This is a genomic window from Agrobacterium sp. 5Ca50 (genome assembly GCF_055381905.1).
This window is the reverse complement of sequence record NZ_AP026438.1, coordinates 2,389,611-2,404,477: the sequence shown is the minus strand read 5'-3', so window position 1 is coordinate 2,404,477 and position 14,867 is coordinate 2,389,611. Positions and strand designations below refer to the sequence as shown.

At 55.2% G+C, this 14,867-nt stretch carries 14 protein-coding genes; 7 read left to right on the top strand and 7 right to left on the bottom strand.

Going from position 1 to position 14,867, the window contains the following annotated elements; translation table 11 throughout:
- Positions 1–58 precede the first annotated feature (58 nt).
- On the bottom strand, positions 59–913 hold the full coding sequence (gene bcsN / locus ACZ5FM_RS11725; RefSeq protein ID WP_464040463.1) for a cellulose biosynthesis protein BcsN: 855 nt from the start codon (positions 911–913) through the stop codon (positions 59–61).
- A 527-nt stretch (positions 914–1,440) separates the two neighbouring features.
- Between bcsN and ACZ5FM_RS11720 the strand changes: the two genes are divergently transcribed.
- Positions 1,441–2,352: a flagellin N-terminal helical domain-containing protein gene (locus tag ACZ5FM_RS11720; protein WP_192488304.1), complete on the top strand. Its 912-nt coding sequence runs from the start codon at positions 1,441–1,443 to the stop codon at positions 2,350–2,352.
- Positions 2,353–2,445: 93 nt separating this feature from the next.
- On the opposite strand, the gene ACZ5FM_RS11715 is transcribed toward ACZ5FM_RS11720, so the two are convergent.
- From ACZ5FM_RS11715 to xylF, 3 genes are all read right to left on the bottom strand, one after another.
- Positions 2,446–3,228 (bottom strand): ATP-binding cassette domain-containing protein, encoded by a 783-nt coding sequence (locus ACZ5FM_RS11715; RefSeq protein ID WP_250982040.1) that lies wholly within the window; start codon positions 3,226–3,228, stop codon positions 2,446–2,448.
- 20 nt (positions 3,229–3,248) lie between these two features.
- On the bottom strand, positions 3,249–4,562 hold the full coding sequence (locus ACZ5FM_RS11710) for a sugar ABC transporter permease (RefSeq protein WP_250982039.1): 1,314 nt from the start codon (positions 4,560–4,562) through the stop codon (positions 3,249–3,251).
- Positions 4,563–4,712: 150 nt separating this feature from the next.
- On the bottom strand, positions 4,713–5,753 hold the full coding sequence (xylF, locus tag ACZ5FM_RS11705; protein ID WP_250982038.1) for a D-xylose ABC transporter substrate-binding protein: 1,041 nt from the start codon (positions 5,751–5,753) through the stop codon (positions 4,713–4,715).
- A gap of 273 nt (positions 5,754–6,026) precedes the next feature.
- Here xylF and ACZ5FM_RS11700 point away from each other — a divergent pair, with 273 nt between their 5' ends.
- Together ACZ5FM_RS11700 and ACZ5FM_RS11695 are read left to right on the top strand one after the other, a co-directional pair.
- Positions 6,027–7,274, top strand: coding sequence for an ROK family transcriptional regulator (locus tag ACZ5FM_RS11700; protein ID WP_464040462.1), 1,248 nt, complete (start codon positions 6,027–6,029; stop codon positions 7,272–7,274).
- Between the two features lie 18 nt (positions 7,275–7,292).
- Positions 7,293–7,532 (top strand): hypothetical protein, encoded by a 240-nt coding sequence (locus ACZ5FM_RS11695; protein WP_464038748.1) that lies wholly within the window; start codon positions 7,293–7,295, stop codon positions 7,530–7,532.
- On the opposite strand, the gene ACZ5FM_RS11690 is transcribed toward ACZ5FM_RS11695, so the two are convergent.
- Complete coding sequence (locus ACZ5FM_RS11690) at positions 7,522–7,974, bottom strand: hypothetical protein (RefSeq protein WP_464038747.1); 453 nt, start codon at positions 7,972–7,974, stop codon at positions 7,522–7,524. The two genes, ACZ5FM_RS11695 and ACZ5FM_RS11690, sit on opposite strands and share 11 nt — an antisense overlap.
- A gap of 42 nt (positions 7,975–8,016) precedes the next feature.
- Positions 8,017–9,063: a LysR family transcriptional regulator gene (locus ACZ5FM_RS11685; RefSeq protein ID WP_192488310.1), complete on the bottom strand. Its 1,047-nt coding sequence runs from the start codon at positions 9,061–9,063 to the stop codon at positions 8,017–8,019.
- Between the two features lie 251 nt (positions 9,064–9,314).
- On the opposite strand from ACZ5FM_RS11685, the gene chvE reads away from it, so the two are divergent.
- The 4 genes from chvE to araD1 all read left to right on the top strand — a co-directional run bounded on the left by chvE (position 9,315) and on the right by araD1 (position 14,297).
- A complete protein-coding gene (gene chvE / locus ACZ5FM_RS11680; RefSeq protein ID WP_192488311.1) occupies positions 9,315–10,379 on the top strand; it encodes a multiple monosaccharide ABC transporter substrate-binding protein in 1,065 nt (354 codons plus the stop codon).
- Positions 10,380–10,470: 91 nt separating this feature from the next.
- Positions 10,471–12,009, top strand: coding sequence for a sugar ABC transporter ATP-binding protein GguA (gene gguA / locus ACZ5FM_RS11675; protein ID WP_192488312.1), 1,539 nt, complete (start codon positions 10,471–10,473; stop codon positions 12,007–12,009).
- The gene (gene mmsB / locus ACZ5FM_RS11670; protein ID WP_192488313.1) at positions 12,006–13,202 is read left to right on the top strand and encodes a multiple monosaccharide ABC transporter permease; all 1,197 of its coding nucleotides are present in this window, start codon (positions 12,006–12,008) and stop codon (positions 13,200–13,202) included. The genes gguA and mmsB overlap by 4 nt, the downstream gene beginning before the upstream one ends.
- Positions 13,203–13,301: 99 nt before the next feature.
- Positions 13,302–14,297: an AraD1 family protein gene (gene araD1, locus ACZ5FM_RS11665; RefSeq protein WP_464040461.1), complete on the top strand. Its 996-nt coding sequence runs from the start codon at positions 13,302–13,304 to the stop codon at positions 14,295–14,297.
- Between the two features lie 83 nt (positions 14,298–14,380).
- On the opposite strand, the gene ACZ5FM_RS11660 is transcribed toward araD1, so the two are convergent.
- Positions 14,381–14,791 (bottom strand): VOC family protein, encoded by a 411-nt coding sequence (locus tag ACZ5FM_RS11660; protein ID WP_464038746.1) that lies wholly within the window; start codon positions 14,789–14,791, stop codon positions 14,381–14,383.
- Between the last annotated feature and the right edge of the window lie 76 nt (positions 14,792–14,867).

The following is a 14,867-nucleotide window of genomic DNA, read 5'->3' as shown; positions in this document are numbered from 1 at the left end:
GAGCTTTTGTAATTATCGCCCACACGGGCATTTCTTTACAAAACCTAAACGAAAAAGGTTAACGACATCCTTGCGTGCTGCCATTTGTTGACAGGCATCCTGGAGAAGGAATGACGACCGTTTTCTCGGGCTTTACAGCCGTTTCCTGCCTTGTTGCTTGCGGCACTTGAGGTAGGGGTGACGGTATGGCGACATTTACTTTTGGCTGCGTTGCGATGGCCTGAGGTGTGACCGGTGCCACGGCCTGAGGCTGATATACTGTATTGGCCGGGGCTGCGACACGGCGTGGTGTTGGTGGTGGCAACGGTGCCTGCGAGCCCGGCTGCATCGGGAAGGACGTCGCCGTGACCGGATAAATCGGGTTGCTGGAACGACCAATACCTGCATCAGGTGCCTGCGGCGTGCCGTAAGGGTTCCATGTCGGATTGGTATAGTTGCCAGTGATCGTGAAATTATACATCAGTGACAGCAGTTCCTGCACGGTTGCCGATGGTTGACAAAGGCGTGCACGAACGTTGATCTTGCCAAGGTTACGCAATCCCTGGCGCATGTCCTGCTTGGAGCGAATTTCCTGCCAGCCGTAAAGGCATAGATCGCTGCCCTGTCCGTTGCCCACGGCATAGGAAAATGCGCCGTAGCTGTTTTGCAGATATTCTTGAGACATCGAAATGCGCTTGCCGGGAAACTCGCGACGGATTTCACGCGCAATCTGGCTGGCGCGCGTGCCTTCAAAGCCAAGACCATCTGTTACGGTGCTACCCTGCCTTTGCGGGCCAAACAGCTCGATCTTCAGATAATTCTGGCCCGGTGTGGTGCCTTCGGAACGCAGAAGCACATCCTGCTTCATGGCATTGGAATAATTGTAGTTAATCACGGCCATGATTTCAGGTCCGCCAGGCGGAGGGAAAATCATTGCCTGTTCGGCTGCCACCATTTGCGGTGCGCCAGATGTCTGGATTCCGCCCTTATCCGTGCAGCCTGCGAGGATGCCAAGAAATAGCGGAATCGCCCCGAAAACAAGGGTTTTCGAGAGAGTGACTGTCGCCGAATCTTGCGTTCTGGAGAGGCCGCTAGGGACCCGAATCAGTTGTGACCAGACCATGCCTATGGAATAGGGGAGGTGCCTGATTTAGCAATCTGAAAATTAACCTGTGAGCGATGTTTTTTATCTTTTGTTCATACATTTTTTTAAGATTTGGCGAATTTTGTTAAGCGATTGTTAACCCTTCCCATTTTCAGCCATGTGAACAACCCCCGAAATTAAGAAGTCTGAAACAATTGGATGTGAATTTCCTTACATCCGCAGCAGGTTTGGCTTGGTCGTTCATTAAGAGCAATCAGCCGAGTGGCATGATGCCGAACTGTTGTGCTCCGGTAGGATATTATCAGTCCGGTATGTCCCCATAACCAGTATTTCGTAAAAACAGGGACAAAAAAATTATGGCTAGCATTCTGACCAACGTTTCCGCGATGTCCGCTCTGCAGACGCTGCGCTCGATCAACAGCAACCTCGAGAAGACCCAGAACAACATTTCTACGGGTCAGCGCGTTTCACAAGCGTCCGACAACGCCGCTTACTGGTCAATCGCAACTACCATGCGTTCTGACAATGGTGCGCTTTCGGCTGTTCAGGACGCTATCGGTCTTGGCGCTGCCAAGGTTGATACCGCCTACTCCGGTATGGAGTCCGCAATTGAAGTTGTGAAAGAAATCAAGAAGAAGCTCGTTACGGCCCAGGAAGGTTCCGTAGACAGCAAGAAGGTTCAGGAAGAAATCACGCAGCTGCAGGAGCAGCTGAAGTCGATTGCTGAATCTGCTTCCTTCTCTGGCGAAAACATGATCGCTGGTTCCGGTACGCAGTCTGTTATCTCGGGCTTTGTTCGTGACAGCAGCGGCGGCGTTTCCGTGAAGAAGACCGACTATGTCATGAAGTCGACCGGCACCGATGCGAACGTTCTGTTCGGCACCAACACTGCTGGCGCTCTCGTCACGACAGCTGGTATTCTCGGTGCAACCAGCGGTGCGCTCGGCATTTCGGTCAATAACCTCGACGTTACAAACACTTCTACCGGTTATCTCGATCAGGCGTTGACAGCTATTGAAAGCGCGCTGACCAAGATGACAAGTGCTGGCGCTGAGCTCGGTTCCGTTTCTACCCGCATCGACATGCAGGAGGACTTCATCGCCAAGCTGAACGCTTCGCTTGAGCGTGGTATCGGCCGTCTGGTTGACGCGGACATGAACGAAGAGTCCACTCGTCTGAAGGCTCTGCAGACGCAGCAGCAGCTGGCTATCCAGTCGCTGTCGATTGCAAACTCGGACTCGCAGAACATCCTGTCGCTGTTCCGTTAATCGGACCACTCACTCTCTTATATATAAAGAGAGAAGCCGCGCTCTTCGGAGCGCGGCTTTTTCATTTGGTCAAGCAATGGAAAAGAATATAGGTCAGTTTTTCATGGCGCCGGGGCCGGGTGTTGCACCTGCCGGTACCTTGCCCATGATGATCATGCCAAGCACTTCATCCTTGGTAACGTCCTGTGTGCGGGCATGGCCAACCACCTTGCCGTTCTTCATCACGAATACCCTGTCTGCCAGATCAAACACGTCATGAATGTCGTGGCTGATGAGGAAGATGCCGATACCCTGTTTTTTCAGTTCCTTGATGAGGTCGCCGACTTGAGCGGTTTCCTGAGGTCCAAGGGCTGCAGTGGGTTCATCCATAATGAGGATGCGCGCATCGAACAGAATGGCGCGGGCAATGGCGACAGACTGGCGCTGACCGCCGGACAGCGCTTTCACCGGTTCCTTGAAACGGCGGAAGTTTGGGTTGAGGCGTCCCATGACTTCGCGGGCAGATGCTTCCATCGCTACATCGTCCAACGTGCCCCATTTGGTCTTCAACTCGCGGCCAAGATAAAGATTGGCGGCGGCATCGACGTTATCGGCGACAGCAAGTGTCTGGTAGATGGTTTCAATGCCGTATTTCTTGGCATCACGCGGATTGCGGATGTCTGCCGCTTCACCGTTGATGAGAATATCGCCCTGGTCGCGGCGGTAGGCACCGGACAATATCTTGATAAGTGTCGATTTGCCCGCACCGTTGTGCCCAAGCAGGGCCACGACTTCACCGGGAAAAAGATCGACCGAGGCGTTTTCGACTGCGTGAATGCCGCCGAAGGATATGGAGATGTTTTTCATTTCCACGAGGGGAGAGGTTTGTTCCGTCATGTCGGAAGCTCCTAAATCTCTTACTTGGCGCGGGCGCGGTAAATGGTGTCGAGCCAGACGGCCACCACCAGAACGAAACCGACGACGATACGCTGGAACGGGGTGTCGATGCCGACCAGAACCATGCCGGATTGCAGCGACTGCATGACGAGCGCGCCGAGCATGGCTCCTGCGATCGTGCCCACACCACCAGCCAGCGAGGTCCCCCCGATAACGGCTGCTGCGATGGTGTAAAGTTCATCCAGCTCACCCTGGGCATTGGTGGCTGCATTGAGGCGTGCCGTGGAAATGGCGGCAGCAATGGCGCAAAGTGCTCCCATCAGCGCAAAAATCTTCACGGTGACCCAGCGCGTCTTGATGCCTGCGAGTTCAGCGGCTTCCGGGTTGCCGCCGATGGCAAACACGTAACGGCCAAAACGCAGGCGCGTGGCGATGAAGGTCATGACTGCGCCGACGCACAGCGCCATCAGCACCGGAATGGCAATGCCATGGGCGATGAACAGGCCGCCGTCTGGCCATGCGATGCCATTGGCATCGGCATAGTTACGGGCAATGGCAACCGGCCATGGGTAGCTGTTGGCAACGGCAACCGCACCGATCACGATGGCACAACCGAGCGCGCCGAGGAAATATTCCGCCCAGACCGGGCGCAAGGGAAAACCGAAACGGCGTCGCTGGTGGCGTGAGTTGAGAATGGCGACAATGATTGCCACGCAGGCAAATGCCGCGACGATCCAGCTCCATGTCGCGCCGATCGACCCGTTTGTACCGCCGCCCATCAGGCGGAATGTGCTGTCCATTGGAGCGACAGTACGGCCGCTGGTGATGAACCAGGTGCCACCGCGCCATACCAGCAAGCCGCCAAGTGTGACGATGAAGGACGGCACATTCATGAAGGCGATGATGAGGCCATGCAGTGCGCCGATCGCAGCGCCGACAAGCAGGCCAATGCCAAGTGTGATGATCCAGGTCGCTGGATGTTCAAAGCCGAGAACCTTCGGCAGCAGTTCAGCCTGCATTACACCCATGATCATACCGGAGAAGCCGAGAATGGAGCCGACAGACAGGTCGATGTTGCGGGTAACGATAACGAGCACCATGCCCGTCGCCATCACGGCAACCGACGCCGTCTGAACGGAGAGGTTCCACAGGTTGCGCGGCGTGAGAAACAATCCGCCGGACAGGAAATGAAACCCGAGCCATATAAGAAGAAGAGCACCCACCATGCCGAGAAGACGGGTGTCGAGTTCCGTTGCCGCGATAAAGCGCGAAATTGAACTGCGACCTGCATCATTGGCGGGATGGGACGATTTTGATTGCGTGATGTCGGCCATTGGCTGCCGTTCCTCCTCACATCATGCTGATGTCTAAGCATTACCGGCTGAAACCGCTGCTCACTACGACCTGATAAAGGTCATTTCATTCCGAAGGCGCCGCGGAGCACATTGCTTCGCGGCGCTTTGGAAAGGATGGTGCCTATGCGATTATTCGCAGGCCTTGACCGAACCGGCCTTTACGCCCTGGCAAGCGGTTTCCTTTGGAATCCAGCCTGCTTCGATAACCACATTCAGATTGTCCTTGGTGATGGCAATCGGCTTGAGGAACACGGACTGCATGGCAACTTTCTTAGGTCCGCCTTCAAAGCTTGTTACGCCCTTGATTTCGGACATCTTCTTGCCACCGGCCAGTTCCAGCGCGATGTTGGCTGCTTCCTTGCCCAGTTCGCGGCTGTCCTTCCAGACAGATACGGTCTGTGTGCCAAGAGCCACGCGGTTCAGGGCTGCAAAGTCAGCGTCCTGACCGGAGACCGGAACAGAACCTGCCATGCCCTGTGCTGCGAGCGCGGCAATCGCGCCACCAGCCGTACCGTCGTTGGATGCAACCACGGCGTCGACCTTGTTGTTATTGGCGGTCAGGAACTGCTCCATGTTCTTCTGGGCATTTTCCGGCTTCCAGCCATCTGTATAGGCTTCACCGACATTCTTGATCTTGCCGCCGTCAATCGCTGCCTTCAGCACTTCCTGCTGGCCCGCAAACAGGAAGTCTGCGTTCGGGTCAGAAGACGAGCCCTTGATGAACACGTAGTTGCCTTCCGGCTTGACCTTGAATACTTCCTGCGCCTGCAGACGACCAACTTCCTTGTTGTCGAAGGTGATGTAGAAGGCGTCCTTGTTTTCGATCAGACGGTCGTAGCCAACAACCGGAATACCTTCAGCGACCGCTTTTTCAACGGCTGGGCCAATGGCATCGCTGTCCTGCGCCAGGACGATCAGCGCATTAGCGCCTTGCGAGATCAGGGCTTCAACGTCGGTCAGCTGCTTGGCAGCGGAAGACTGGGCGTCAGCGGAAATGTACTTTGCGCCAGCGGCTTCAAGAGCTTTCTTGATGGCGGCTTCGTCAGTCTTCCAACGTTCTTCCTGGAAGTTGGACCAAGACACGCCAACAACGAGGTCAGCTGCCATGGCAGCGCCGTGCAGTGAAACGAGTAAAGCCGTTCCGGCCAATAACTTGGCAAATGATTTCATGATGTCCTCCCGGGTGTGACAGGTAGCGTCCGCACCTCCATGCGTTTTCTACTGTCTGAATTTGCTGTCCGAGTATGCCCTATGCATTTTTTCTCGACAGTCGAGAAATTAAATGGCAGAGATTCTGAAAGCTGTCAACCAGACGTAGTGCTTCGCAACCACGTCGGATCAGCCAAGGTTTCGGGAGGAGCCGGATAACACTTGTACTGTGAGGGCGCCGGGCTTATCTGGCGCTGGTGGCAGCGTTGTGTTGTTCGTAATGAGGGACGTAATTTGCCGCTTTCGGCCATATCCAGCACTGAACTGGTTCGTCAGAAGAACAGTCTTCTGGTGATGTCGGCGCTACGCCATCACGGCAATCTTTCGCATACCGAGATTTCGTCCTTTACCGGCCTTGCCTCGGGCACCGTGTCGGCGATTACGGCCGAGCTTGAAAAAAGCAGATTGATATTGCGCACCGAGCAGCAGTCGGCGCAGGGGCGGGGACGTCCTCGTGTACTGTTCACACCCAATGCCGCCTGCGCCTATCTGGCGGTGGTCATCATATCATCAGACGCCATCCAGTATTCACTCGCCGACTACAACGGCAAACTGATCGACCGCTTTTCCGAACCACGGCAGGAAACGCGGCGCGGCGACTTCGTGGCGGCAATCAATGCGGGACTTGCGCGACTTGCCAGCCGTTCGCGCATTACCCATGAGGCGATCCGCCATTTGTCAATTAGCAGCAAGGGTCTGGTGGATCCGGCCGGTGGGCGGCTTGTCTGGTCGCCGGTGCTCGGGGACGAACAGGTCGATTTTCATGACGATCTCGCCGAGGTCTGGCAAAATCGCGTTGCGGTCAACAATGAGACGCTTCTGGTGGCCGAAGCCTTGTGGATGCGCCAGCAAACCAAACCGGATAGTTTGTTGACCGGGGGCAAGGGCATGCTGGCGGCACTGTCGCTTGGTCACAGTATCGGGCTTGGTATTGCCCGTTCAACGGCAAGCGGCTTTGAAGTGGTAGCGCCGAATTTCGGGCACATGTTGCACATGCCGGGCGCTGCGCTTTGTCGATGTGGTTCGCGTGGCTGTATTGAAGCCTATTGCGGGTTTTACGCCATCTTGCGATCGGCCTTTGAAGTGCCGCCGGACACGATACCGGCGAAGTTCGTGCCGCTGGCCGAACTGGACAAGATTGCCAGCAATGCCCGCCATGGTAACCGCATGGCCGCCTTCGCATTCCGGCAGGCCGGACTTGCGCTCGGCAATGGCCTTGCGCGCCTGTTCAGTCTTCATGATCATATGCCGGTCTTCGTCACCGGGCCGGGCACACGCTATTATGATCTGCTGCAAGGCGGCATTCTGGAAGGGCTTTTACAGTCACAAGCCGTGCGTTTTGGCGGTTTACCGGCCATTCACGTCGAACTTAATGAACCAGAACTGGTTTTTGAGGGGCATATGGGGCTTGCATTGTCGCGCATGGATGAAGATATGGTCTCGGCGGGAATGACAACACCCCCCAGCGCACAGGCGGGGTGATCCAAACGGGAGAGATTTATGCAGCTCATTGATACCAATCATCCGATTTACCGTCCACTCTGGGTGCGGCTTTTGATTGTTATCTCCTGTACTGTGTGGTCTCTGATTGAGTTCTTTATCACCCAGGAAGCATTTTGGGGCACGATTGTCGGCGGCGTTGCTGCCTATTCCGCCTATATGCTGTTGTTTACATTCAAGCCTGGACCGCCAGTCGAACAAAAGCCTGATGCGGCAAAAGACGACGAGGCTAACGACTGATCAGCTTGATAGCCTGATCGATCAGCAGGTTGGCCGCTGTCATGCGGGCATGGGCGTTGGCACGAAAGTCGGGTGACAGCCGGTCGGGATGATTGAGCTTGGCAAAAGCGCGACGTTTTTCCGACAAGCTTTCAACCGTGTCTTTGTCATCGATTGCCAGTTCATCGGAAACGTCCGCCAGTGACGTCCGCTCCAGGTAGGCGGGCATTGGTTCCGGTTCGGGCTCCGGCTCAGGTTCTGGTGGATCGGGCAGAAAGTCGAGATAGGCATCGAAGGCCGCGCCAAACCGTTCAGGATCGGGTCGTTCTGTCTCCAGCACAAAACTTGTCGTGAAACCGGTAACCGTCTTGTGCGGTGTAACTGCTTCTTCTTGTGCCTGTTCTTCCGCTTCCTGGTTCAGCCGTTCAACAACGGACTGAAAGACGGATTGTCCAAAAAGCATGTCTTCCTCCCTTCGTTGAGGTGAGCGTTGCCGTTTCAGACCTTATGCATTGGAAAGATGGCGCAGGGCTTGCAACGGTGAATAGGTGGTGGACGCGACGTTGCGGCTTTCTTCCAGAACAAGGTCGTAAAGCAGCTGAGCGCTGGGAGGTAGGGCACGGTCCTTTGCGGTGATCAGGCTGTAGGGTTTCAGGTTCAGCTCAAAGTCGGTTGGCAGAATGCGAATTTCCCCGACCTGCGAGCTTTGCCCGGCCACAAACTCCGCCATGTCATAGGCGAGCGGTGCAATGGCGTTGGTTTTGCAGACGATTGCCAGGGTCAGTACCACGGATGGTGTGTTGATGATGTTGCGGGGCATCGGTGCGCCATTCGCCACAAAAATCTCTTCCATGGTGCGACGAAGCAGGGCACCCGGTGGCTGGAAAACCCAGTCAAAGTTTGACAGATCCTGCAGGCGGGCAGGGCCATTGTCGAGTAACGGATGGCCCTTTCGCACCAGAAGACAGGCGCGCTCGACGCCAATTTCATGGGCGTTGAACGGAGCCGGGTTCAGGTCTTCGGGTATACGGCCGATGATAAAGTCCTGACGAGCGGCCAAGAGATCGCGTGCCAGCACGTTACTGGTTTCCACCTGCACGTTGATTTCAATGCCCGGATAAGTCTCCACGGCGCGGCTGATGGCGGGTACCACCATGCTGATGGCGGGTGCCGTGACCGAGCCGATAAACACCGATCCGCCGCTGCCGGATTTCATCTGGGCAAGTTCGCGCCCGGCCTCGCGCAGTTCCAAAAGTATCTTGCGGGCACGAAGGGCCAGAGCCTCACCGAACTGTGTCAAGACGACGCCACGGGAGGCGCGCTGACAGAGTGGACTTTTGACGATTGATTCCATTTCGGACAACATGCGTGATGCGGCCGGCTGCGTCATGTTGAGGGCTGCCGCCGCAGCGCTGACTTGTCCATGGTCTTTTATCATGACCAGCATACGAAGATGGGCCATCTTCAAGCCTGCACGCAAAAGTGGATTATCCTCGACTGCTGAGAAAAAATCATCCCTATCAAGTGCGTTTTGCTCTCTGGAGTTGCTCATAATGTCACATCTCGCCAATTTCGGGTGTTATATCGATTTAATATATCAGAATTGATATGACAAACGCCAGATATTCTATTTGACAGTTATATGGATTCAGAACAGTTTGCACCTGTGCCGTGGAGGAGCGGCGGGCAGGCGTACTGATAAGTAAAAAACCGTCCTGTCCAAATCTGCCTCCTTACAATTCTGGCATGGATTTGAAGGCGGCGCCTGGGGCGCGCCTGACAAGGGTTCAAAGGGAGAGATTTATGAAATCCATCGTCTCGTTAATGGCAGCCTGTGCCATCGGCGTTGCAAGCTTTGCTGCGCCTGTATTCGCTCAGGACAAGGGCACCGTCGGCATCGCAATGCCAACGAAGTCCTCTGCACGCTGGATCGACGACGGCAACAACATCGTCAAGCAGCTTCAGGACGCTGGCTATGCCACAGACCTGCAGTATGCTGACGACGACATTCCGAACCAGCTTTCGCAGATTGAAAACATGGTAACGAAGGGCGTCAAGGTTCTGGTTATCGCTTCGATCGACGGCACGACACTGTCTGACGTTCTGCAGCAGGCTGCTGACAAGGGCGTTAAGGTCATCGCTTACGACCGTCTGATCCGTAACAGCGGCAACGTTGACTACTACGCAACCTTCGACAACTTCCAGGTTGGCGTTCTGCAGGCAACTTCGATCACGGACAAGCTCGGCCTCAAGGATGGCAAGGGCCCGTTCAACATCGAACTGTTCGGTGGTTCTCCAGACGATAACAACGCATTCTTCTTCTACGATGGTGCGATGTCTGTTCTTCAGCCTTACATCGACAGCGGCAAGCTTGTTGTAAAGTCTGGCCAGACCGGCATGGACAAGGTTGGTACACTGCGTTGGGATCCAGCAACGGCCCAGGCCCGTATGGATAACCTGCTCTCCGCATTCTACACAGATGCAAAGGTTGATGCAGTTCTGTCGCCTTACGATGGTCTGTCCATCGGTATCTTGTCTTCGCTGAAGGGCGTTGGCTACGGTTCTGGCGATCTGCCGCTGCCGGTTGTTTCCGGTCAGGACGCTGAAGTTCCGTCCGTCAAGTCGATCATCGCTGGCGAACAGTACTCCACGATCTTCAAGGACACCCGCGAGCTGGCCAAGGTTACCGTTGGCATGGTCAATGCCGTTATGCAGGGCAAAGAACCTGAAGTTAACGACACCAAGACCTACGAAAACGGCGTGAAGGTTGTTCCTTCCTACCTGTTGAAGCCAGTTGCTGTAACCAAGGACAACTACAAGGAAGTTCTGGTTGACGGCGGTTACTACACAGAAGACCAGCTGAAGTAATCTGTTTCTGAATGCCGGGGGTGGAGCATCGTCTTCTCCCCCGGATTTTGTTTGAAAAAATCGCCGGATTAAACCGGCGCTGGATTTTGATATGGACGATACCATTCTCGAAATGCGGAATATTACCAAGACGTTCCCCGGCGTTAAAGCGCTGGAGAATGTGAACCTCAAGGTTCGCAAGGGTGAAATTCACGCACTCGTCGGTGAGAACGGCGCAGGAAAATCGACCTTGATGAAGGTTCTTTCCGGTGTATATCCCGCGGGCTCATACGACGGCGAAATTCATTACGAAGGTCAGGTGCGTAATTTCCGCGCCATCAATGACAGTGAAGATATTGGCATCATTATCATTCACCAGGAGCTGGCGCTCGTGCCGCTGCTGTCGATTGCCGAGAACATTTTTCTGGGCAATGAAATCGCCACCAATGGCGTGATCAGCTGGCAGCAGACGTTCAATCGCACGCGTGAGCTTCTGAAGAAGGTCGGGCTGAAAGAATCGCCTGAAACGCTGGTTACCGATATTGGCGTGGGCAAGCAGCAGCTTGTTGAAATCGCCAAGGCGCTGTCCAAGAGCGTGAAGCTGCTCATTCTCGATGAGCCGACAGCTTCGCTCAACGAAAGCGATTCCGATGCTCTTCTCAACCTGCTGATTGAATTCCGCAATCAGGGTCTGACTTCGATCATCATCACGCACAAGCTAAACGAAGTGCGTAAAGTGGCCGACCAGATCACGGTTCTGCGCGACGGCATGACCGTCAAGACGCTGGACTGTCACAAGGAAGAGATCAGCGAAGACGTCATCATCCGCAACATGGTGGGCCGCGATCTCGAAGATCGTTATCCACCACGCAACGTGCCGATTGGCGAGACCATTCTTGAGGTCAAGAATTGGAACGCCTTCCACCAGCAGCACCGTGACCGTCAGGTCTTGCATGATATCAATGTTACCGTCCGTAAGGGCGAGGTGGTCGGTATCGCAGGCTTGATGGGTGCAGGACGTACCGAATTCGCCATGAGCGTGTTCGGCAAGTCCTATGGCCACAAGATCAGCGGAGACGTGCTGATCGATGGCAAGCCGGTGGATGTCAGCACGGTTCGCAAGGCGATTGATGCCGGGCTTGCCTATGTGACGGAAGACCGCAAACATCTTGGTCTGGTGTTGAATGACAACATTCTGCACAATACCACGCTTGCCAATCTTGCCGGTGTTTCTAAGGCATCCGTCATCGACGATATCAAGGAAATGAAGGTCGCAACGGATTTCCGTTCGCGCCTGCGCATCCGTTCACATGGCATTTTCCAGGAAACAGTCAATCTCTCCGGCGGCAACCAGCAAAAGGTTGTGCTGTCCAAGTGGCTGTTCTCCAACCCCGAGGTTCTTATCCTCGACGAACCGACGCGCGGTATCGACGTCGGTGCGAAATACGAAATCTACACCATCATCAACCAGCTTGCCGCCGATGGAAAAGGCGTTCTGATGATCTCGTCAGAAATGCCTGAACTGCTCGGTAACTGCGACCGCATCTACGTTATGAACGAAGGACGCATCGTCGCTGAACTGCCGAAGGGAGAGGCGAGCCAGGAAAGCATCATGCGCGCTATCATGCGCTCAGGGGAGAAGAACTCATGAGTTCGGCCAATACCAATACCGAAGAAAGCAACGTCGTTTCCATCTCGTCCTATCTGCGGAGTAATATCCGGGAATACGGGATGCTGCTTGCGCTCGTCGCGATCATGCTGTTCTTCCAGGTTTATACCGGTGGCATTCTGTTTGCTCCGACCAACCTGACCAACCTCGTGCTGCAGAACTCGTTCATCGTCATCATGGCGCTGGGCATGTTGCTGGTCATCGTGGCAGGGCATATCGACCTTTCGGTCGGTTCAATCGTGGCCTTCGTCGGGGCGATTGCGGCTATCTTGACCGTTCAATGGGGCTGGCACCCGCTCTTGGCAGCTATTGTCTGTCTGGCTGTCGGTGGCGTTATCGGTGCGGCACAGGGTTACTGGATTGCCTACCACCGCATTCCATCGTTCATTGTGACGCTGGCGGGCATGTTGGTGTTCCGTGGTCTGACGCTGTTCGTGCTGGGTGGCAAGAACATCGGTCCGTTCCCTCGTGACTTCCAGATCATCAGCACCGGCTTCCTGCCGGATATCGGTGGCATCGAAGGTCTCAACACCACATCGATGATCATTACCATCCTGATTCCGCTGGTTATGTTCTTCCTCAGCTGGCGTCGCCGTGTGGTTAACCAGAGCCATGGTATCGATGTTGAGCCGCTCAGCTTCTTCGTTATCCAGAACGTGCTGGTAACCGCTGCGATCCTGTTCCTTGGTTATAAGCTGTCGGCCAACCGTGGTCTGCCGAACGTTCTGATCGTCATGCTGGTGCTGATTGCTTTCTACAGCTTCATTACCCGTCGCACGACCATCGGCCGCCGTATCTACGCGCTGGGTGGCAACGAAAAGGCAACCAAGCTTTCCGGTATCAACACCGAGCGCTTGAGCTTCCTGACCTTCGTCAACATGGGTGTTCTGGCCGGCCTCGCTGGCATGATCATCGCAACCCGCCTCAACTCGGCAACGCCGAAGGCCGGCGTGGGCTTCGAGCTTGACGTGATCGCGGCCTGCTTCATCGGTGGTGCCTCGGCATCCGGCGGCGTGGGCAAGATCACCGGTGCGGTAATCGGCGCGTTCATCATGGGTGTGATGAACAACGGCATGTCGATTGTCGGTCTTGGCATCGACTTCCAGCAGATGGTCAAGGGCCTCGTGCTGCTGGCTGCGGTGTTCTTCGACGTCTACAACAAGAACAAGGGCTGATCTTCGGATCAGCCTTCCATCCTCACTACAGAGGTTTTTCACGGCCGTTCAGCGGCCGTGTTCATGTCTAAAGCTTTTAATGCCGGGAAAGGAAATACCGTGCTGATTTCACAGGTCAAGGATGCCAGTGGCAAGCTGGTCGTCGCTGTTCGCGAAGACGCTGGCGAGGCGCGTGCCGTCAACAATGCTGATTCCGTTTATGCATTGGCAATCGAAGCCGCAAACAGCGGCAAGAGCCTTGCTGATGTTGTTAAGGCCCATGGTCTTGGCGATGTTGTCGATCTCGAGAAGGCCTATGCTGAAGGTCGTTTCCTGGCGCCGATCACCCATCCGGATCCTGCCCACCTGCACCTGACCGGCACCGGCCTGACCCACCTCGGTTCCGCTGCAACGCGTGACAGCATGCACAAGAAGGCCAACGATACGGCGGAAGAAACGCTGACCGACTCCATGAAGATGTTCAAGATGGGTCTTGAGAACGGCAAGCCGAAGGCTGGCGAAAAGGGCGTTCAGCCGGAGTGGTTCTACAAGGGTAACGGTTACGTTGCCACCGCACCGGGTGCTGCACTTCTGTCGCCTTCGTTCGCCTTGGACGGTGGTGAAGAGCCTGAAATGGCTGGCATCTACGTTATCTCGGACAAGGGCGAGCCCTTCCGTATCGGTTTTGCTGTTTCCAACGAGTTTTCCGACCATGTGACAGAGCGGGTCAACTACTTGTACCTGGCACACTCCAAGCTGCGTCCTGCAAGCTTCGGCCCGGAAATCCGCGTTGGTGCGCCACCTGCCGACATTCGCGGTACATCGCGCATTCTTCGAAACGGCAAGGCAATCTTCGAAAAGCCGTTCCTGTCGGGTGAGGACAACATGTCCCATACGTTCGAGAACCTTGAATACCACCATTTCAAATACGGCCTGTTCCGCGCACCGGGCGATGTGCATGTCCACATGTTCGGCACGGCAACCCTGTCCTTCGCGGATGGCGTAAAGCCCGAGGCTGGCGACGTGTTCGAGATTGAAGCTGCCGGTTTCGGTCTGCCGCTCAAGAACCCGCTGAAGGTTGAAGCTGAAGAAATCATTGCGGTAAAGCAGCTCTGATTTCCCGAGCGCGCATGCCGCGCTCTTTGACTACGATCAAAAGCCCTGAACCTCGCGGTTCGGGGCTTTTGCTTTTGTATGCGTTATTGCGGGTTCCAGAGCCCGGCTTCACCAACCTCCACAGAGTTGCCTGATGGGTCTCTGATGTAGACGGAATAAGAACCGTTGTTCCAGCGTTGATAGTGCTCTACCTCAATGCCCAGTGACAGAAAATGGTCTCTCCATCTGTCGACTTCGGTCTTGCTATCGACCCGGAAGCAGAAATGGCCGCTGCCAGTGGTGCCGTGACGCGGGATGGGATTGGAGGGATCGGCGATGCGAGATTTCCCAGGGTCGAAGATCAGCAGCATCTGTTGGCCGCAGCGGAAAAATACAAATTGCCCGGCCAGTTTTCGCACAATCTCAAGCCCGAATACGTCGTGATAGAAGCGCTCTGCTGCATCGAGATCATCGGCGTAAATCACCGTTTCGAGAATGGCATTTGGTGGTTGCATGGTCTCCTCCGTTGTCCAAGTAACGTGTCAAGCACGTTTCTGCGTCCGCTCTCTTCAAATTAGCGCTTGAACCTCT